General features: G+C 62.7%; 15 protein-coding genes and 1 tRNA gene. 1 reads left to right on the plus strand and 15 read right to left on the minus strand.

Annotated features, from left to right (window positions below; translation table 11 throughout):
* Positions 1 to 100: 100 nt before the first annotated feature.
* The 4 genes from rpoC to rplJ all read right to left on the minus strand — a co-directional run bounded on the left by rpoC (position 101) and on the right by rplJ (position 9,899).
* The gene (gene rpoC / locus XM53_RS21385) at positions 101 to 4,342 is read right to left on the minus strand and encodes a DNA-directed RNA polymerase subunit beta' (RefSeq protein ID WP_057796838.1); all 4,242 of its coding nucleotides are present in this window, start codon (positions 4,340 to 4,342) and stop codon (positions 101 to 103) included.
* A gap of 92 nt (positions 4,343 to 4,434) precedes the next feature.
* Positions 4,435 to 8,601 carry a DNA-directed RNA polymerase subunit beta gene (rpoB, locus tag XM53_RS21390; RefSeq protein ID WP_057796839.1) on the minus strand — a complete coding sequence of 1,389 codons (4,167 nt, stop codon included), beginning with the start codon at positions 8,599 to 8,601 and terminating at the stop codon, positions 4,435 to 4,437.
* A gap of 325 nt (positions 8,602 to 8,926) precedes the next feature.
* Complete coding sequence (gene rplL, locus XM53_RS21395) at positions 8,927 to 9,307, minus strand: 50S ribosomal protein L7/L12 (protein ID WP_057796840.1); 381 nt, start codon at positions 9,305 to 9,307, stop codon at positions 8,927 to 8,929.
* A 73-nt stretch (positions 9,308 to 9,380) separates the two neighbouring features.
* Entirely contained in the window at positions 9,381 to 9,899 is a 519-nt protein-coding gene (gene rplJ / locus XM53_RS21400; protein ID WP_057796841.1) for a 50S ribosomal protein L10, read from the minus strand.
* A gap of 438 nt (positions 9,900 to 10,337) precedes the next feature.
* On the opposite strand from rplJ, the gene XM53_RS21405 reads away from it, so the two are divergent.
* Complete coding sequence (locus XM53_RS21405; RefSeq protein ID WP_057796842.1) at positions 10,338 to 11,066, plus strand: NAD(P)H-dependent oxidoreductase; 729 nt, start codon at positions 10,338 to 10,340, stop codon at positions 11,064 to 11,066.
* A gap of 79 nt (positions 11,067 to 11,145) precedes the next feature.
* On the opposite strand, the gene rplA is transcribed toward XM53_RS21405, so the two are convergent.
* The 11 genes from rplA to XM53_RS21460 all read right to left on the minus strand — a co-directional run bounded on the left by rplA (position 11,146) and on the right by XM53_RS21460 (position 20,541).
* Positions 11,146 to 11,844, minus strand: a complete 699-nt coding sequence (gene rplA, locus XM53_RS21410) for a 50S ribosomal protein L1 (protein ID WP_057796843.1) — start codon at positions 11,842 to 11,844, stop codon at positions 11,146 to 11,148.
* Position 11,845: 1 nt separating this feature from the next.
* Complete coding sequence (gene rplK, locus XM53_RS21415; RefSeq protein ID WP_057796844.1) at positions 11,846 to 12,271, minus strand: 50S ribosomal protein L11; 426 nt, start codon at positions 12,269 to 12,271, stop codon at positions 11,846 to 11,848.
* 187 nt (positions 12,272 to 12,458) lie between these two features.
* A complete protein-coding gene (locus XM53_RS21420; RefSeq protein ID WP_057796845.1) occupies positions 12,459 to 13,862 on the minus strand; it encodes a tetratricopeptide repeat protein in 1,404 nt (467 codons plus the stop codon).
* Positions 13,863 to 14,037: 175 nt separating this feature from the next.
* A complete protein-coding gene (gene nusG, locus XM53_RS21425) occupies positions 14,038 to 14,571 on the minus strand; it encodes a transcription termination/antitermination protein NusG (protein ID WP_057796852.1) in 534 nt (177 codons plus the stop codon).
* Between the two features lie 190 nt (positions 14,572 to 14,761).
* Positions 14,762 to 14,959 (minus strand): preprotein translocase subunit SecE, encoded by a 198-nt coding sequence (gene secE / locus XM53_RS21430; RefSeq protein WP_057796846.1) that lies wholly within the window; start codon positions 14,957 to 14,959, stop codon positions 14,762 to 14,764.
* A gap of 133 nt (positions 14,960 to 15,092) precedes the next feature.
* Positions 15,093 to 15,950, minus strand: coding sequence for a hypothetical protein (locus tag XM53_RS21435; RefSeq protein WP_057796847.1), 858 nt, complete (start codon positions 15,948 to 15,950; stop codon positions 15,093 to 15,095).
* Between the two features lie 240 nt (positions 15,951 to 16,190).
* Positions 16,191 to 17,192, minus strand: a complete 1,002-nt coding sequence (locus XM53_RS21440; RefSeq protein WP_057796848.1) for a response regulator — start codon at positions 17,190 to 17,192, stop codon at positions 16,191 to 16,193.
* 177 nt (positions 17,193 to 17,369) lie between these two features.
* Positions 17,370 to 17,445 (minus strand) — tRNA-Trp (locus tag XM53_RS21445).
* Between the two features lie 92 nt (positions 17,446 to 17,537).
* The gene (locus XM53_RS21450; RefSeq protein ID WP_057796849.1) at positions 17,538 to 18,776 is read right to left on the minus strand and encodes a CoA transferase; all 1,239 of its coding nucleotides are present in this window, start codon (positions 18,774 to 18,776) and stop codon (positions 17,538 to 17,540) included.
* Positions 18,773 to 19,627 (minus strand): FAS1-like dehydratase domain-containing protein, encoded by an 855-nt coding sequence (locus XM53_RS21455; RefSeq protein WP_236544601.1) that lies wholly within the window; start codon positions 19,625 to 19,627, stop codon positions 18,773 to 18,775. Before XM53_RS21455 ends, XM53_RS21450 begins: the two co-directional genes overlap by 4 nt.
* 257 nt (positions 19,628 to 19,884) lie before the next feature.
* A complete protein-coding gene (locus XM53_RS21460) occupies positions 19,885 to 20,541 on the minus strand; it encodes a CatB-related O-acetyltransferase (RefSeq protein ID WP_057796851.1) in 657 nt (218 codons plus the stop codon).
* Positions 20,542 to 20,692 lie beyond the last annotated feature (151 nt).

Genomic DNA, 20,692 nt, shown 5'->3' on the forward strand with positions numbered 1-20,692 from the left:
AACCGACGTCCTTTAAAAGCCCAACCGAACCAACTGCCGCCCCCTGAAACGAAAAAGGCCCCGCCAGTGACGGGGCCATTCTCAAGTCTATCGCGCGGGATCAGTCCTCGCGGCTCTCCGGCGTTTCGACCAGCGTGTCGAACTCGTCGCCACCGACCACGTCGTCCACCGGAGCGGCCAGCGCGGCGGCCGCTTCGGCCTCCTCGCGGCGCGCCTCGATCACCACGTTATCACGCTGCTGCGCGATCTGGCGCATGTTCAGCGTGGCCCCGCCTGTACCGGCCGGGATCAGGCGACCCACGATGACGTTCTCCTTCAGGCCCACGAGCTTGTCGCGCTTGCCCTGAACCGAGGCTTCGGTCAGGACCCGCGTCGTCTCCTGGAACGAGGCCGCCGAGATGAAGCTGCGGGTCTGCAAGCTCGCCTTGGTGATCCCCAGAAGGATCGGCTCGCCTTGCGCCGGGCGCTTGCCCCGCGCAATCGCCTTCTCGTTGGCCGCGTCGAACTCTGCCTTGTCGACATGCTCGCCCTTCAGCAGCGTGGTTTCACCCGAATCCTGGATCTCCCACTTCTGCAGCATTTGGCGCACGACAACCTCGATGTGCTTGTCGTTGATCTTCACGCCCTGCAGGCGATAGACGTCCTGGACCTCGTCGATCATGTAATCGGCGAGTGCCTCGACACCCATGATCGACAGGATGTCATGCGGCGCCGGGTTGCCGTCCATGATGTAGTCGCCCTTCTGGACGTAGTCACCTTCCTGAACCGGAATGTGCTTGCCCTTGGGCACCATGTACTCGACCGGCTCCATCGACTCGTCGGCGGGCTCGATACTGATGCGGCGCTTGTTCTTGTAGTCGCGACCGTAACGAACATACCCGTCGATCTCGGCGATGATGGCGTGATCCTTCGGGCGACGCGCCTCGAAGAGTTCGGCCACACGCGGCAGACCACCGGTGATGTCCTTCGTCTTCGCGCCTTCCCGCGGAATACGCGCAACCACGTCACCGGCGTGAACCTCCTGGCCCTCTTCGATGGACAGGATCGCATCCACCGACATCGGATAGGTCACCGGGTTGCCCGCATCGTTGCGGACCGGCTCGCCATCCTTGTCGGCGATCAGGATCTCGGGCTTCAGCTCGTTGCCCTTGGGTGCTGCGCGCCAGTCGGACACGATCTTCTGCGTCATGCCCGTGGCGTCGTCGGTCACGTCACGCACCGACACGCCCACGGTCAGATCGACGAACTTCGCCGTACCGCTCTTCTCGGCAATGATCGGCAGGGTATACGGATCCCACTCGAACAGCTTGTCGCCACGCGCCACGGTATCGCCTTCCTTGACGAACAGCTTGGTCCCGTAACCAACCTTGTGGCTGGCCAGCTCGACGTCCTTCTCGCCCTTGATCACCAGTTTCATGTTCCGGCCCATGACCAGCGTCTCGCCGCTGGAGTTTTCCAGCGTCTGGGCGTTTTCGAACGCGATCTTGCCCGACTGGCTGGCCTCGAGGAAGGATTGCTGGCCACCCTGGGCCACGCCGCCGATGTGGAAGGTCCGCATCGTCAGCTGCGTGCCCGGCTCACCGATCGACTGCGCCGCGATGATGCCTACGGCCTCGCCGGTGTTCACCATCGTACCGCGCGCCAGGTCACGGCCATAGCACATCGCACAGACGCCATCCTCGGCCTCGCAAGTCAGCGGGCTGCGGATGCGTGCGGTCTGCACGGCGGCCTGGTCGACGGCGTCCGACAGGCGTTCGTCGATCAACTGGCCTTCGGCCACGATCACTTCGCCCGACACCGGGTTCACGATGTCCTCGGCCGCGACACGGCCCAGCACACGTTCGGCCAGCGACGCCACAACCTCGCCGTCGTTGACGGCCGGCTCCGCGGTGATCGCACGGTCGGTGCCGCAATCATGCTCGCGCACGATGCAGTCCTGCGCCACGTCCACCAGGCGACGGGTCAGGTAGCCCGAGTTCGCCGTCTTCAACGCGGTGTCCGACAGACCCTTCCGGGCGCCGTGGGTCGAGTTGAAGTATTCAAGAACGGTCAGACCTTCCTTGAAGTTCGAGATGATCGGCGTCTCGATGATGTCACCGTTCGGCTTGGCCATCAGGCCGCGCATCCCGCCCAGCTGTTTCATCTGCGTGACCGAGCCACGAGCGCCCGAGTGCGCCATCATGTAGACGCTGTTGGGTTCCGCGACCGCGCCGTTCTCGTCCTTCACCTCGGCCGAGATGGAGCCCATCATAGCCTCGGTGACCTGGTCGTTACATTTCGACCAGGCGTCGACCACCTTGTTGTACTTCTCGCCCTGGGTGATCAGGCCGTCCATGTACTGCTGCTCGAAACCTTTGACCTGTTCACGGGTCTCTTCGACGATGCCCCACTTGTCATCGGGGATCACCATGTCGTCCTTGCCGAACGAGATGCCGGCGCGGAACGCTTCCTTGAAGCCCATGCTCATGATCTGGTCACAGAAGATGACCGACTCCTTCTGACCGCAATAGCGATAGACGGTGTCGATGACCTGCTGCACCTCTTTCTTGCGCAACAGCTTGTTGACCAGCTCGAACGGCGCCTTGGCGTTCATCGGCAGCAAGCCCCCGATGCGCACCCGGCCCGGCGTGGTCTCGAAGCGCTGGATCACCTCCTGCCCGGTCTCATCGATCTGCGGCAGGCGTGCGGTGATCTTGGCGTGCAGGTGCACCTCGCCGGAATCCAGCGCGTGCTGCACCTCGTCGACCGAGGCAAAGCTCATGCCTTCGCCCTTCATGCCTTCGCGCATGATCGAGGTATAGTAGAGCCCCAAGACCATGTCCTGCGACGGCACGATGATCGGCGCACCGTTGGCCGGCGACAGAACGTTGTTCGTCGACATCATCAGAACACGCGCTTCCAGCTGCGCCTCGAGGCTCAGCGGCACGTGCACGGCCATCTGGTCGCCGTCAAAGTCGGCGTTGAAGGCCGAGCAGACCAGAGGGTGCAGCTGGATCGCCTTGCCTTCGATCAGCGTGGGTTCAAACGCCTGGATGCCCAGACGGTGCAGCGTCGGCGCACGGTTCAGCAGGACCGGATGCTCGCGGATCACCTCGTCCAGAATGTCCCAGACCTCGGGGCGTTCCTTCTCGACCAGCTTCTTGGCCTGCTTCACGGTGCTGGAAAGGCCCTTGGCCTCCAGCCGCGAATAGATGAAGGGCTTGAAAAGCTCCAGCGCCATCTTCTTGGGCAGGCCGCACTGGTGCAGCTTCAGCTCCGGCCCGGTCACGATGACCGACCGGCCCGAGAAATCGACGCGCTTGCCCAAAAGGTTCTGGCGGAAACGGCCCTGCTTGCCTTTCAGCATGTCGGAAAGCGATTTCAGCGGACGCTTGTTGGCGCCTGTGATCACGCGGCCACGACGGCCGTTGTCGAACAGAGCGTCGACCGATTCCTGCAACATCCGCTTTTCGTTGCGGACGATGATGTCGGGCGCGCGCAGCTCGATCAGCCGCTTCAGGCGGTTGTTCCGGTTGATCACCCGGCGGTAAAGGTCGTTGAGATCCGACGTCGCGAACCGGCCACCGTCCAGCGGCACCAGCGGGCGCAGTTCCGGCGGAATGACCGGAATGACCGTCATCACCATCCATTCCGGGCGGTTGCCGGATTCGATGAAGGATTCGACCACTTTCAGACGCTTGATGATCTTCTTCGGCTTCAGCTCGCCGGTGGCCTCGGCCAGGTCGGCGCGCAGGTTCTCGGCCTCGGATTCAAGGTCGATATTGGCCAGCATGTCGCGGATCGCCTCGGCGCCGATATTGGCGGTAAAGGCATCCATGCCATACGCGTCCTGCGCATCCATGAATTCCTCTTCCGTCAGCATCTGGCCATAGGTCAAGTCCGTCAGGCCCGGCTCGATCACCACGTAGTTCTCGAAATAAAGCACGCGTTCCAGATCACGCAGCGTCATGTCCAGCATCAGGCCGATGCGGCTCGGCAGCGATTTCAGGAACCAGATATGCGCGCAGGGGGCGGCCAGCTCGATATGGCCCATCCGCTCGCGGCGGACTTTTTGCAGGGTCACTTCCACGCCGCATTTCTCGCAGACGACGCCGCGATACTTCATGCGCTTGTACTTGCCGCACAGGCACTCGTAGTCCTTGATCGGGCCGAAGATACGCGCACAGAACAGGCCGTCACGCTCGGGCTTGAACGTGCGGTAGTTGATGGTTTCAGGCTTCTTGATCTCGCCATACGACCAAGACAGGATGCGTTCCGGGCTGGCCAGCGACACCTTGATTTCGTCGAACACCTTCGCCGGTGCGGCGGGGTTGAACGGGTTGTTTGTCAGTTCTTGGTTCATTTCGAATTCCTAAAAAAGAGGAGCGTGGGAGGGGGCGGCGCGTGGGTTGCACCCACCCTACGAATGGCCCGTAGGGTGGGTGAAAACCCACGTTATTCCGCCGCGATGTCGGAAGACGGGTCTTCCTCGTCATCCTCCGCGTCCAACAGCTCCATATTCAGGCCCAGGCCACGGACTTCCTTCACGAGCACGTTGAAGCTCTCCGGCACGCCGGCCTCGAAGTTGTCCTCGCCCTTGACGATCGACTCGTAGACCTTGGTCCGGCCTGCCACGTCGTCCGACTTGACGGTCAGCATCTCCTGCAGGGTGTAGGCAGCGCCGTACGCTTCCAGCGCCCAGACCTCCATTTCCCCGAACCGCTGGCCACCGAACTGCGCCTTGCCGCCCAGCGGTTGCTGGGTCACCAGGCTGTACGGCCCGGTCGAGCGCGCGTGGATCTTGTCGTCCACAAGGTGGTGCAGCTTCAGCAGGTACTTCACGCCCACGGTCACCGGACGCGCAAACTGCTCGCCCGTGCGCCCGTCGAACAGGACCGACTGACCGCTTTCGTCGAAACCGGCGCGTTTCAGCGCGTCGTTGACGTCAGGCTCCTTCGCGCCGTCAAAGACCGGCGTCGCGATCGGAACACCGCGCGTCACGTTGCCCGCCGCCTCGATCAGCGCCGCCTCGTCCATGCCCGCGATGCCTTCGTCATAGACATCGTCGCCATAGGCGTGGTGCATCGCCTCGCGCACAGGTGTCAGGTCGCCGGTGCGGCGATAATCCTGCAACGCCTCGTCGATCTTGATGCCAAGGCCACGCGCGGCCCAGCCCATGTGGGTTTCAAGGATCTGACCGACGTTCATCCGGCTGGGAACACCCAGCGGGTTGAGGCAGAAGTCGACCGGCGTGCCGTCCGACAGGAACGGCATGTCTTCCATCGGTACGACCTTGGAGATCACACCCTTGTTGCCGTGACGCCCGGCCATCTTGTCGCCCGGCTGAAGCTTGCGCTTCACGGCGATGAAGACCTTGACCATCTTCATCACGCCCGGCGGCAGGTCATCGCCCCGGCGGACCTTCTCGACCTTGTCCTCGAAACGGGCATCCAGGGTGCGTTTCTGCGCCTCGTACTGCTCGTTCAGGGCCTCGACGATCTGTGCGTCCTTCTCGTCCTTCAGCGCAAGCTGCCACCATTGGCCACGGCTCAGCGTTTCCAGCAATTCCTCGGTGATTTCCGAGTTCGCCTTCACGCCTTTCGGGCCTTTCACGGCGGTCTTGCCGAGGATCAGAGATTTCAGACGCGCATAGATGTTGCGATCCAGGATCGCCAGCTCGTCGTCGCGGTCACGCGCCAGGCGCTCGACTTCCTCACGCTCGATCTGCAGCGCACGCTCGTCCTTTTCAACGCCGTGACGGTTGAAGACTCGCACTTCCACGACCGTGCCGTAGTCGCCCGGTTTCACCCGCAGCGACGTGTCACGCACGTCCGACGCCTTCTCGCCAAAGATGGCGCGGAGCAGTTTTTCCTCCGGCGTCATCGGGCTTTCACCCTTGGGCGTGATCTTACCCACAAGGATATCGCCCGGCTGCACATCGGCGCCGATATAGACGATGCCCGCCTCGTCGAGGTTGCGCAGGGCTTCCTCGCCGACGTTGGGGATGTCGCGGGTGATCTCTTCCGGTCCCAGCTTGGTGTCGCGGGCCGCCACCTCGAATTCCTCGATGTGGATCGAGGTGAACACATCATCCCGTGCGATCCGCTCGGAAATCAGGATCGAGTCCTCGAAGTTGTAGCCGTTCCACGGCATGAACGCGACCAGCACGTTCTTGCCCAAGGCCAGCTCACCCAGGTCGGTCGACGGACCGTCGGCGATCACCTCGCCTTTCTGCACCGTGTCGCCCACCTTCACCAGCGGCTGCTGGTTGATGCAGGTGTTCTGGTTCGAGCGTTGGAACTTGCGCATCCGGTAGATGTCCACGCCCGGGTCACCGATCTCCAGATCCTCGGTCGCGCGGATCACGATCCGGCTTGCGTCGACCTGGTCGATCACGCCGGCTCGGCGCGCCAGAACCGACGCACCCGAGTCGCGGGCCACGATGCCCTCGATCCCGGTGCCCACCAGCGGCGCTTCGGAGCGCAGGGTCGGAACCGCCTGACGTTGCATGTTCGAACCCATCAGGGCGCGGTTCGCGTCGTCGTTTTCCAGGAACGGGATCAGCGAGGCCGCCACCGACACCAGCTGTTTCGGGCTGACGTCGATCAGGTCCACGTTTTCCACCGGCGCAAGCGTATATTCGCCCGACTGCCGGGTGTTGACCATCTCGTTGACGAACTTGCCCTTCTCATCGAGCGTCGCGTTGGCCTGCGCCACGGTGTGCCGCTGTTCCTCGGTCGCGGACATGTAGGAAACCTCATCGGTCACCTGCCCGTTTTCCACCTTGCGATAAGGCGTTTCGATAAAGCCGTACTTGTTGACCCTCGCAAACGTGGCCAGGCTGTTGATCAGGCCAATGTTCGGGCCTTCCGGCGTCTCGATCGGGCACATCCGACCATAGTGCGTGGGGTGCACGTCGCGCACCTCGAAGCCGGCGCGCTCGCGCGTCAGGCCGCCCGGTCCAAGCGCCGACAGGCGGCGCTTGTGCGTCACTTCCGACAGCGGGTTGGTCTGGTCCATGAACTGGCTCAGCTGCGACGAGCCGAAGAACTCGCGCACGGCGGCGGCAGCTGGCTTCGCGTTGATCAGGTCCTGAGGCATGACCGTGTCGATCTCGACCGACGACATCCGCTCCTTGATCGCGCGCTCCATCCGCAAAAGGCCGACGCGGTACTGGTTTTCCATCAGCTCGCCAACCGAGCGCACCCGGCGGTTGCCCAGGTGGTCGATATCGTCGATGTCGCCCTTGCCGTCGCGCAGTTCCACCAGCGCCTTGACGCAGGCTACGATATCCTCGCGGTCCAGAGTACGCTGCGTGTCCGGCTTGTCCAGGTTCAGACGCATGTTCATCTTCACCCGGCCCACGGCGCTCAGGTCATAGCGCTCGGAATCGAAGAACAGCGTGTCGAAGAGCGCACTTGCGGCTTCCTCGGTGGGCGGCTCGCCCGGACGCATGACGCGATAGATGTCCATGAGAGCGGTTTCGCGGTTCATGTTCTTGTCGTTCGCCATTGTGTTGCGCATGTACGGGCCGACATTGATGTTGTCGATGTCCAGAACAGGGATCTCGGTGATCCCCGCCTCGATCAGCTCCTGCACGGTGCCGCCGATGATCTCGCCATCCTTGTCGCGCTCGATCGTCAGCTCGTCACCGGCCTCGACATAGATCGCGCCGGTTTCCTCGTTGATGATGTCGCGCGCCACGAACTTGCCCGCGATCTGCTCATAGGGCACCAGCAGCTCTTTGACGTCGCCGTCGTCGATCAGCTTCTTGACCGCGCGCGGCGTGATCTTCTTGCCGGCCTCGGCGATCACTTCGCCCGACTTGGCGTCGACAAGGTCATAGGTCGGACGCGTGCCGCGCACCCGCTCGGGGAAGAACTTGGTGGCCCAGCCCTTTTTCTTCTTCAGCTTGTAGTCGACCGTATCGTAATAGGCCGTCATGATGTCTTCCTGGTCCAGCCCCAGCGCATAGAGGAGCGTGGTCACAGGCAGTTTGCGGCGGCGGTCGATCCGCGCGAACACGATGTCCTTTGCGTCGAACTCGAAGTCCAGCCAGCTGCCGCGATAGGGAATGATGCGGCAGGCGAACAGCAGTTTGCCGGACGAATGCGTCTTGCCCTTGTCGTGGTCGAAGAACACGCCGGGCGAACGGTGCATCTGGGAAACGATCACCCGCTCGGTGCCGTTGACCACGAAAGTGCCGTTTGGCGTCATCAGGGGCATGTCGCCCATGAACACGTCCTGCTCCTTGATGTCCTTCACCGACTTGGCGCCGGTGTCCTCGTCCACGTCGAACACGATCAGACGCAGCGTCACCTTCAGCGGTGCGCTGTACGTCATGTCGCGCTGCATACATTCCTCGACGTCGTATTTCGGCTTTTCCAGCTCGTAATCGACGAATTCAAGGACCGCGGTCTCGTTGAAATCCTTGATCGGGAACACCGACTGGAAGACACCCTTGATGCCTTCGCCGTCCATGGGCTCGGGCTGGTCGCCGGATTTCAGGAAAAGATCGTACGAGGATTTCTGCACCTCGATCAGGTTCGGCATCTCCAGGACTTCGCGGATTTTGCCGTAATATTTACGAAGACGTTTCTGGCCAAGAAAGCTTTGCGCCATGTGACAAGTCACCTTTCATTTCTCACCGGTCCTGCACGCTGTCGGGCCACAGCGGCAGAGCCACCCGAGAGAGGCGGGAACGATCCATTCTTGGTCCCAATCCCACAAGGGACCACCCGATCGTTGAACCTCGCCTGAGAGAGGGTCTCGGCCCGCAAAAACCGCCACGCGGCGCAAGGCCCTCTCTGAGACAGGTTCGGCTGGACCGGGATTTTGCCCGGTCCAGCCTCTTTTCATACGATCCCGCCCCGGATTTGATCCGGGACATCGTCACATCGGCGAGAGATCCCGGATCACGTCCGGGATGATCCCGCCGACGCCGGGATCACTTGAGTTCGACTTCGGCGCCAGCTGCTTCCAGCTTGCCCTTGATCTCGTCGGCTTCGTCCTTGGAGACTTGCTCCTTGACGGCCTTGCCACCGGCTTCGACCAGATCCTTGGCTTCTTTCAGGCCCAGGCCGGTGATCGCGCGGACTTCCTTGATCACGTTGATCTTGGAGGCACCGGCCGACTTCAGGATGACGTCGAATTCGGTTTGCTCTTCAGCCGCCTCGCCAGCGTCGCCGCCAGCAGGGCCCGCCATCATGACCGCGCCGCCGGCTGCGGGCTCGATGCCGTATTCGTCTTTCAGGATGGTTTTCAGTTCTTGTGCTTCGAGAAGCGTCAGACCAACGATCTCTTCAGCAAGTTTTTTCAGATCAGCCATTTTTCAGCTCTTTCCGTTCTAAGATGTGTTCCAACGTCGGTATTGCAACCCGATACGCAGGACTTGCAGTTGCTTACGCTGCTTCCGCCTTCTCTTCGATGGTCGAAAGGATGCTCGCGATGTTGCTTGCAGGTGCGCCGATCGCACCGGCGATGTTCGAAGCGGGTGCGCCAATCATGCCGGCGATGGTGGAGATAAGCTCCTCGCGCGACGGCAGTTTCGACGTGGCTTCGACACCGGCCCGGTCCAGGGCCGTTTCACCCATGGCGCCACCAAGGATTTCAAACTTCTTGTTGTCCTTGGAGAAACCTTCCGCGACCTTGGCTGCTGCCACGGGGTCTTCGGAAAAGGTGAGCACGGTCATGCCCGAGAGGTAATCCGCGATGCTTGCGCACGGCTTGCCCTCAAGGGCGATCTTTGCGAGCCTGTTCTTGGCAACGCGAACAGATGCTTCGGCCTCGCGCGCACGGGCGCGCAGGTCTTGCATCTCCGCAACTGTAAGGCCTTCGTAGTGGGCAACCACAACGACGCCAGAGCTTTCGAAGATCTGGCCGAGTTCGTCGACCACTTTCTCTTTCTGGGCTCTATCCACAGTTTCACTCCAAATTTGGGGGTGTCCCCCGGCTCAGTACCACCGGGCCACTTAAAGACCCGGCAAAGGGTCCGCTAACGGGGCTGAGCCAGCCGGGGCACGCCTTGATACCAAGGAGAACCTCGAGAATTCTGGTCTTTCCCGTCTCGGGCAGGAATTATGACCGGCATATCCCGGTCACCCACCGTCTCGGACGAAACACAAATGGCCCGACGAATCGAGCCATACGTGCAAGGCCGGTGTTTATGCCGCATGGCGGCAAATGCCAAGGGGGAAATTCATCGCCTGCCAACACAGGCGACAATGCGCGAACCCAAGAACCGATCCGACGCTCATCGACGCACAGTTTGCCACGAGGCGGCATCTTCCGCAAGTCTGGACCTGCGCAGGCCCGGCGTCTAGCTGTAACAGGGCACAGACCCGCAAAGGAGATCTCCAATGCACAGCCATATCGTCCACGCCCATCCCGAACCCACCTCCTATAACGCCGCCCTGACACGCATGACGCAGGCGACACTGGGCGCGGACGGTGACACCGTCTCGGTCAGCGACCTTTGCGCCGAAGGCTTCGACCCGGTCGAACGCGCCGCGCATTACGCCAACCGTGCGGACGCGGAGGCCTTCGCCGCACTGAATGAACAGCGCAACGCATGGACGACCGACGCCATCCCCGGCGACGTGGCCCGCGAAATCAAGCGGCTGGAGCGTGCCGACCTCGTCATCCTGCAATTTCCGCTGTGGTGGCACGGTCCCCCGGCAGTTATGAAAGGCTGGATGGACCGGGTGTTCATGAGCGGTGGCCTCTACACCAGCCGGATGCGCTATGACACCGGCTATTTCCGCGGCAAGCGCGCGATGGTCTCGGTCACCACCGGCGCGCCCAAACAGGCGTTCGGCCCCGGCAGCCGGGGCGGCGACTTCGACGTGATGCTGTGGCCCGTGCAATACTCACTGCACTACATGGGCTTTACCGTTTTGCCGCCGTTCATCTCTTACGGGGTACAGGGGCATGGCTACAGCTACGAAGGCAAGGGCAGCCTGGAAGCACGGCTCAAGCACAATCTCGATGCCTGGGGCAAGCGCCTGTCCAACCTCGACAAAGACACGCCGCTGCACTTTCCCGGCTGGGACGATTGGGACGAAGGCGGTGCCGCAGCCCGCGCGTGACACCCGCCACACAACCCGCACAATGAAAAAAGGCCCCCGATCATGCCGGGGGCCTTTTCAATCTCGATGCGGAACCGGCTTACTCGGTCACGGCGCTTTCGATCGCGATGCTGACGCCCGGACCCATGGTCGAGCTCAGCGCCACCTTCTTCATGTAGGTGCCTTTCGCGCCCGACGGCTTGGCCTTCTGCACAGCGTCGATGAAGGCGCGCACGTTCTCGACCAGCTTGCCCTCGTCGAAGGACGCCTTGCCGATGCCTGCGTGCACCACACCGGCCTTTTCGACCTTGAACTGCACTTCACCGCCTTTGGCGGCTTTCACGGCGTCGGCCACGTCCATCGTCACCGTGCCGACCTTGGGGTTCGGCATAAGGTTGCGCGGGCCCAGCACCTTGCCCAGACGGCCCACGATGGGCATCATGTCCGGGGTCGCGATGCAGCGGTCAAAATTGATCTCGCCGCCCTGGATGGTTTCCATCAGATCCTCGGCGCCGACGATATCGGCCCCGGCTTCCTGTGCTTCGTCCGCCTTCGCGCCACGGGCGAAGACGGCAACGCGCACGTCCTTGCCGGTGCCGTTGGGCAGGCCGACGACGCCACGGACCATCTGGTCGGCGTGACGCGGGTTCACACCCAGGTTCACGGCAATCTCGACGGTCTCGTCGAACTTCGCGCTGGCGTGGTTCTTGACCAGGGCAACAGCCTCTTCGACCGTCACGTTGTGCTTGTCCGCAAAGGCTTCGCGGGCGGCGCGGGTACGTTTTCCAAGTTTCGCCATCTTACTTCACCTCGATGCCCATGGACCGCGCGGACCCGGCGATGATCTTCATCGCGGCCTCGACGTCGTTCGCGTTCAGGTCTCTCCACTTGGCTTCCGCGATCTCGCGCAGCTGCTTGGGGCTCACCGTGGCCACGCTTTCGCGGCCCGGGGTCTTGGAGCCAGACTTCAGTTTGGCGGCCTTCTTCAGGTAATAGGACGCCGGCGGCGTCTTGATGTCCATTTCAAAGGACTTGTCCTGGTAGTAGGTGATCACGGTCGGGCACGGCGCACCGGGCTCCATCTCCTGCGTCTTGGCGTTGAACGCCTTGCAGAATTCCATGATGTTGATGCCGCGCTGACCCAGCGCCGGACCAACCGGCGGTGACGGGTTCGCTTGTCCGGCAGGCACCTGAAGCTTCATGGTGCCGGCAAGTTTCTTGGCCATTGGCCTTCTCCTTTTCAAACAGCCTTGGGACGCGTCCCTTGGCCTATGTTGATGTGGTCAGGTCTGATCGGTCGCGACCGCCGCGCCTCCCACATGGAATGCACCCCGGCCCAATCCGGGCAAAGGTACGAGCGCGCCGCGTACACCCTCTCTAGACGTTTGACAAGCCCCCGCCTTGCCGACCGGGCTATTCTTCGCGGCAATAGCGCGCGTTCAGCGCGCAGGCCCGTTCGCGGTAGATGGCTGCCTCTTCCGGCGCCCGTGCCTCTTGCAATTGTGCCATGTTGCGGCAGCCAAGCGCGACCTCGTTGTTGCACGCAATCACGTAGTACCGCGCCGCCTGCCCCGTATCCGCTGCAACGCCGCGCCCATGCTCGTACGAATCGCCAAGATTGTTACAGGCGATCCACGCGCGCAGCTCACAGCCGCGCTGGTGGTACCAAACCGCCTGACGCTCCGTCTCCGGCGTGCCACGGTCCAACTTCAGGATGTTGCCCAGCACAAGACAGCCCATGCCCTCCGACAGCGCGCAGGATGCCCAGGCATAGCGCGCAGCCTCTGCCAGGTCCTTGCCTGCGCGCGCAAGGGTCGCCAGATCCGCGCAGCCCCGCACCCAGCCCATTTGACAGATGCCCTTCAATTCCGTGCGAAATGCCGTCATCCGCGCGATATCTGCGTCGGTCGACGGGTTGACTGTCACCGGTGCAAAACTCTTGACCGCGGAAAAGTGGCAGGCGCTGAAATCCCCTTCGGCACAGGCCTTCTTCATGGCCTGCAAGCTATCTGTCGGCCTCCAGTAGGTTTCGTGGTTGATCTCGTCGCATCCACGGCGGAACCCGCCGTGACACGCCCGCACGTAATATTGCTGCGCCCGCTTCCAGCTCTCCATGACGGCCTGGCCCTCGTCATAGGCCAATCCGGCGTTGTAGCACCCCACCGGATTGCCCAGCTCACAGGCTTTCTCGGCGTCCCAAAGCGCATAGCGCTGCTTGTTTTCCACCTCGTCCGGAAACCCGGGATCGAACACGGCGTACTCCTCGGCGCCGTCGTAGCTCTGGATGTAAGACAACAGCACACAGGCCCGCGCCACACCTTCGTCGTCGCAAAGCCGGCGCAACTGATCGAACCAGATTGTCCGGTCCGGCACCGCCTGCGGCACCAGCACGTTCAGGCGCGACTGCGATATGCAGGCCGTCACGTCGCCTGTCGCGCACCCTTCCACTTGCTCGGCGTAGAACGCCTCGTAGGACGTGCCGGAAAAACCAATCAGGGAGAAGTTCAGGTCCGACAGCAAGGCGCAGGCAAACCCGTCGCCGGCATCGCATCCTGCGGCCCATAGCGCGTAAACTTCGGGCGCATCCGTGCCCTCCCGCACATGCACCAGCGACGCATAGTCGGTGCACGCCTCCCGTCCGCCTGCGTCGCACCCCGCGGATGCCTCCGCCAGCGCGGCGGCGTAGTGGCGCTCGTATGTCTCGGAAACCATGCCGGCATCATTGTAATGCGGATGGCTGGCCACCAGCGCGGCACAGGCTGCATCGTCGCCCGACTGGCAATCGAATACCGCCAGTTGCCGCTCCGTCGCGCTCATCCGCGCCTCTGCCGCGTTCGGGCTCCACAGCAAGACCGCAAACGGTATCGACCATAATCGAAGAGATATCATGCAGGTCTCCGGGAAGATCAGAACCGTACCCAGTCTCCCCCAACGAAAACGGCCGCGCAATATGCGCAGCCGCGAAATCGTCTGTTTGTTTAACTGGCCTGTGTCAGCCCTGCTTGGTCACCTGCGTGAATTCCAGCTCGACCGGGGTTTCGCGACCGAAGATCGAAACCGTCACCTTCAGGCGCTGGTTGTCGTCGTCCACTTCCTCGACCATGCCGTCGAAATCCTCGAACGGGCCGTCGTTGACCTTGACCTTCTCGCCCACTTCGAAGCTGATCAGCAGCTTCGGCGCGTCCTCGCCTTCCTGCACGCGGTTCAGGATCTGGTTCACTTCCGCGTCGCGCATCGGCATCGGGCGGCCCTGAGGCCCCAGAAACCCGGTGACGCGGTTGATCGAGTTGATCAGGTGATAGCCCTGGTCGGACATTTCCATGTGCACCAGCACGTACCCGGGCATAAAGCGCCGCTCGGCGGTCACCTTCTTGCCCCGGCGCACCTCGATGACCTCTTCGGTTGGCACCAGAACCTCGTCGATATCTTCCTCAAGGCCCTGTTCGGCCACGGATTGCCGGATCTGCTCTGCGATCTTCTTTTCGAAATTGGAAAGAACGCTGACCGAATACCACCGTTTCGCCATGCTGAGCACCATCCCTCTTTGCCCGGGTCCCACCCGGAAAGTTCATATTCTATAGGCCGTTTGCGGCCCAAAGTACCTTCCAGAAACAAATCAGCGCGCGGGCTCGAATCGCCGCGCGCTGCTGGAATTTCGGGTCAGTTACCGCTCTTTGCCCTTCATTTCAAGGCTCAAGCGTCAAAATCCGCGAGGCTTATCCGAACAGGCCAAGCAGACCCTCAAGGCCACTGCGGATCGCAAGGTCCACCAGCGCAAAGAAAACCGCGGTCAGCGCCGCCATGATGAACACCATGACCGTGGTCAGCAGAACCTCGCGGCGGGTCGGCCAGACGACCTTGGCCACTTCCGCGCGGACCTGCTGAATGAACTGAAGCGGATTTGTAACGGCCATCGGTGCGCGTCTTTCTACGTTGGAAACCTCGTGACGCGCGACATACGCCGCGCGCAGCATGAATTCAAGAGCCGAGACCGCCCGCGACGATCTCGGTGCTCTTGCTGTGGCACTCCCGCCCCGCGGCGAACTGTCAGGTCTGACGCGCTTCGGCGGCTAGCCGGTCGAACGGGTCGGGCCGATCGTCGTCCGACGGATCCGCACCCGAGAAATCCGGCAGCGCCAGTCGCTCGGCCCAGGCATCCGGCAACCAGTCCAGCACCCGGTCGAACCTTTCGGCAAAGCGGTCGGCCCGTTGTCGCACCCGCTCGGCCAGTTCCGGCTTGCGGCTATGCAGCCGCTGCCACGCCCCGCCGATAATCTCGCCCCAGCGGTCGGGACCCAGCGTCAGGTAGGCGATCAGCACCAGCCATACCAGCAGCAGCACCACCAGCGGCACCATCAGCGGCCGATAGATCACAAGACCAGCGACCACGGCCCACGCCACATGCTTTTTCGTCGGACGGTAATTGCGCAGCCACTCCGGCAGGCGCCGGGTCACACGCGCGTGCAACGGCATCGCAGCGCCGTTTGCAGGCGCCGACGCGGTCGCGTTCTGCCGTTTGTCCGCGACAGAATTCCGGCGCAATGTCAGCCGCGGCAGGCGCACGCGCGGCAGGCGCAACCACCCCCGGCGACGCGTCGTCTTTGCGGGCGTGACGGCCCGTTCGGCCTTCAGGATCTGCGCAATCGATTCCCGCGCCGGTTCAGGTTTTTCGTCCGGTGTGGCCGCATCATAGGTCACAACCTCTTCCTGCGGCGCAATATCCGGCAGCCGCTGGGGCAACGTCGCGCGCTTTTCCTCGATCAGCAGCTGCCGGACAAGCTCATCGGCATTGCGGTCTATGTCCTGCGTCTCTTCCGCATCCACCACCGGCTCGCCCGGCAACTCTTCGCTGCGGATGTAAAGATCGTTCCGAAGCGCCGGACGGCGCATATCTGTCATGGTCATGGCAGCACTCATTCACGGTTCCACGCCCCCACGCGGTGACCGCAGCGTGTCCCTTCCCCAAAGGTCCACATCGCGATTCATGGTGATGCTAGGGCTGAAATGCGGCCAAAAATTGACGATACCGAGTCAGCAATTTGGCGCGAACACGCTAGGGCTGAGCCCTTTTCGCTCGATTCACTACCGCGACAGCGCCGCCCGCTCCGCGCCTCTGCATGGCGGGGCGGGCGTATTGGAAACCGGTCACGTGACCTTGGGATTGGGGCCGATGCTCCTGCGAAAGATCCGGTCCTGCACCTTCGAGATTGGCGGCAACAGCCTGTCCTCGCTCGTTCCCAGGCTGCCGACGAACCGCCGGACCAGGCTGATGGCGATATCGGGGGCCAACATTCGTTTGCTCGACAAAGCGGCCACATTCAGCACCAGTTCATCGGGCTTCAGCACCTTCTGCGAGGATACGTAGCATTGGAATGCATCGCGAATACGTGCCTGCAACAGGTTCGGCACGATGTGGTTCCGCACCACGACAAGACAGATGAACTTGCCATACCCCACATAAGACAGTGAGGCACCGCTGGCCGGCAGGGTCTTCCCGACGATCTGCGCCACTGCCTCCACGATGTTAAGAAACTCGCTTTGGCCCAGCCGCGCGCCCACATTTTCGATCCCTTCGATCTCGATCGACAGCAGCGTCATCGCATAGGTGCCCTCGCTCAGCCGCAGCAGCCTGTTCTCCAGCTGAAAATAGTCGCGCATGTTGGGTACGTTCGAATAGGTGATGCGCATCGAGGGGTCGAACTTCCCCGCTTTGGGTGACGCCAGCAGCGCGGATTTCAGCGCAAGCCGGCTCTCCGCCTCGCTCTTCAGCGTCTCGACCAGCAGCATCGCGATCTGGATGCGCACCCGCAGGTCGATATGCTCGATCGGCTTCATCATGTAATCCGTCGCGCCGGCATCGAAGGCCTCGTGCATGTGCAGCTTCGCGGCGGCCGAAGTGATCATGATGATCGGCGCGATCCGGTACAACGACATATCGCGGATCCGCGAACACAGCTCGATTCCATCCATGCCGCGCATCTTGATGTCCAACAGGAAGCAGTCGAACGGGTCCTCCTGCGCAGCGATGATCTCCAACGCCTCTTCGCCCGATGCCGCCGTGGTGACATCGTCGAATCCCATCTCTTTCAGGTGTTCCGTAAGCAGCGCAATGATGATTTCTTCATCGTCCACGACCATGATTTTCATGGGTTACGTCCCTTCGTTAACAATTTTCAGCCACTTTCAATACAATTGCAGGGTGAATGAGGTAACATTGCGACACGACAGGGTTAATTTTGTGATGAGATCGACCGACAGCACTTGCGTCTCGCCGCGCAGAACGCACGGCGCGGTGTTGCAAAGCTGCGGTACCATGTCGGGAAATGGCAGGGGCAGCAGGGCTCGAACCCGCGACCTACGGTTTTGGAGACCGTCGCTCTACCAGCTGAGCTATACCCCTAAGGCCGACGCCTCAGGTACGGCACATGGGCGGCGGAATCAAGTCCCCTTTCCCGCCGCCCGCACGGATTTTTTCGGTTCGCGCCCTGGCCCTCAGGCGGCGGATTTCTTGCGATGGTCCGGGCTTGCCACGATCCCGTCGTCGAAGAGCCTGGAGATTTCCGTATCGCTCAGCCGCGCCACGTCGCCCAGCACTTCCTCGGTATTCGCGCCCAGCGCGGGCGCCGGCGCGGGCCGCACGCGCCCGTGGCTGCCGAAAGCCGCCGGGTGCCCCGGCACAGGAAAGCGCCCGATGCCCGGTTGCTCGATCATCGAGAACATCGGGTTCGCCTCGCTGAAATCCGGATCTTCGCGCACCGCTTCCCGCGTGCTGCGGAACACCGACCACGTCAGACCCATCGCGTTGAAATCCCCGGCGAAGTCCTCGATCCGCCGTTCCGCGAACCACGGCGCAAGGATCGCGGTGATCTCGTGGCGCAGCGTCCAGCGCACGCCCTCGTCGCTCATGTCCACGTTATGCCGTTTGGCCAGAAGCTTCATTTGGTCGCCAGTGCCCGTGGCCTTCACCAGCCCTTCCCATTGACGCTGGGTCAGCCCGATCACCATCACGCGCCCGCCGCAGGCACAGACGAAATCCTGCCCATACGCGCCATACAGCGCATTGCCCGACTTGGCCCGCTCGTTGTCGTTGACGTGCACGTCGCCGACGAGCCCCAGATGCGCCATCGTCGCCGCCGCGACATCCTTCAGCGTCAGGACAACCTCCTGCCCCGCGCCATGGCGCAGCCTGTGCCGTTCGGCCGCCAACAGGCTGGACACCGCAAGGTTCCCGGCAATCAGGTCCCAGGCCGGCAGGGCACTCGCCACTGGATCCGCGTGCCCCTCCGGCCCGGTCATGTGCGGCACGCCGATGGCCGGGTTCACCGTGTAATCCACCTGCGGCCGCCCCTCGCGGTCGCCCAGCAGGCTGACCATCACCAGGTCTTTGCGCTTCTTGCTCAGGGTCGCATAGTCCATCCAGCCCCGGACCCTCAGATTGGTCAGGAACATCCCCGCATCCGGCCCCGGCGCCGTGATGATCCGGCTGATCAACTCGCGCCCCTCACGCGACCGCATGTTCACCGCGACCGATTTCTTGCCCTTGTTCAGCCCCGCCCAGAACAGGCTTTGCCCATCCGGCGCCAGCGGCCAGCGCCCGTAATCCAGGCCCCCCTCCAGACGGTCGAACCGGATCACCTCGGCCCCCATCTGCGCCAGCGTCATCCCCGCCAGCGGCACCGCGACAAACGCGGACCCCTCGACCACCCTCATGCCTTTCAGGATCTTGTTCATGTGGTTTCCTCCCATGTGGCGGTGGCCTGCATGCATCGATGTCCGGCCTGTCCGGTGTGCAGTGTCAGCCCGCGCGCCTCCTCCGACGCGCAGGCGGCAATCGTCATGTCCTCGCTCTCGCCGGGGATCAGCAGCATCGGATGCACCCCCCGGAACGTGAAACTGTCAGGCGCCCGCCCCGTCACTTCGGTCGCCGCCCGCATCAGCCAAGCGGCCTGCATCGGGCCATGAACGACAAGGCCCGGATAGTGCTCGACCTCGCTTGCATAGGGCAGATCGTAGTGGATCCGATGCGCGTTGAAGGTGATGGCCGAGAACCGGAACAGCAGCGCCTCGTTGACAGGCTGGGTCCAGCGTCCGACCGTCTCCTCCGGCATCGGCTGTTTCGCCGGCGGGCGAAACTCGGTCGGCAGGTCCAGGTAAACGATGTCCTGCCGCTCCTCGATCACCACCGCGCCTTCCGCGCTCAGTTCATGATCGACCGAGACAAAGACCATGCGCCCGGTCTTGCCCTCCTTCTCGGTCACGCCCGCAATCGTCGACCGGCAGCCAAACGGCACACCGACACGCAGCGGTGCCCCAAAGCGCAGCTGTCCCCCGGCCCACATCCGTCGCCCTAAAGACACCGGCGGTAGGAACCCACCCAGTTTCGGATGCCCGTCCGCCGCCAGGTCGTCCAGCGGGCAGACAGGCGGGAAAGCACACCAGTGCCACAGTGGCGGCATCGCCTCGCCCGTCTTCGGCACCTCCTGCGCCGGATCTCCAATGGTCGCATGAATCTGTGCCGCCTGCGCGGGGGCGATCACGCCCTCCCGCGTTTCCGTCCGGCCTTCCCAAGCTGACAGGTTCACTTGATCCAAGCTGTGCTCCTCCACACTCAAACAATGTGAAGTAAGCTCGAAAAATGTCAATATTTCAATGCGTTAACGGAATACAACGGTATGCCGCGCAGGTGCTGCATCCGCAGAAACACGGCCTGTGTCTTGATTTCATGACAATTTCCCGCACCACTGCGATCTGGCACCACGTCCGGGGCGTCTCGAAACAGCTTTACAGCGGGCGCTGCCCGCTCTGTGGCGGATTGCCTCATGGGATCCAGCATTCGCCGTTACGGCACAGCCCGCTCCAGCGCTTCCATATCCGCGCCGCAGATCGCCGCCTCATGCTCCAGGATGTGCTCGATGGGCCAGTCCCACCACGCCAGAGCGTTCAGCCGGGCAATGGTTTTCGCGTCGAACCGCATCTTCACAACCCGCGCCGGGTTGCCGGCCACCACCGCGTAATCCGGCACGGCGCCCCGCACCACGGCCCCCGCGCTGACGATCACGCCATTGCCCAGCCGCGCCCCCGGCAGGACCCGCGCATCCTTGCCCAGCCAGACATCGTGCCCCAGCACCGTGTCCGGCCCGGACCACTCCGGCAGGCTGGGCCGGCCCGCCGCCGTCGCGTGGTCGAACACGGCAAAGGGATATGTCGAGAACCCGTCGCGCCGGTGATTGGCCGAGGCGGTAATGAAAACCACCCCGTCCGCGATCTGGCAGAATTTGCCCAGCGCCAGCTTTTCGTCCGACACCGGAAACAGATACGGCGCAAGATGCGTCGCCCAGTCTTCGGGCGGATGCGTGGCACTGGCATAGCTGTAATCGCCGACGATGAACCGCGGATGGTCGATCACCGCTTTCAGAAAGACGGTGCCGGCATGGGCGGATCCATCGGGCAGGATCAGCGGATTGCGCGTGTCGGGGTCGGGAAAGGGATGTGTCATGCGCCTTGATCTCACTCCGCGCGGAAAATGGGAAGGCCGCGCACAAACGAAAAGGGCGCCCGTGGCGGACGCCCTTTCCAATGTTCACAGAGCTCCCGGATCAGGTCCGGGACAGCGCAGCGCCTCAGATCACTCGAGGATCTTCGACACC

The sequence above is a fragment of the Roseovarius atlanticus genome (assembly GCF_001441615.1).
In the GTDB taxonomy this organism is placed as follows: domain Bacteria; phylum Pseudomonadota; class Alphaproteobacteria; order Rhodobacterales; family Rhodobacteraceae; genus Roseovarius; species Roseovarius atlanticus.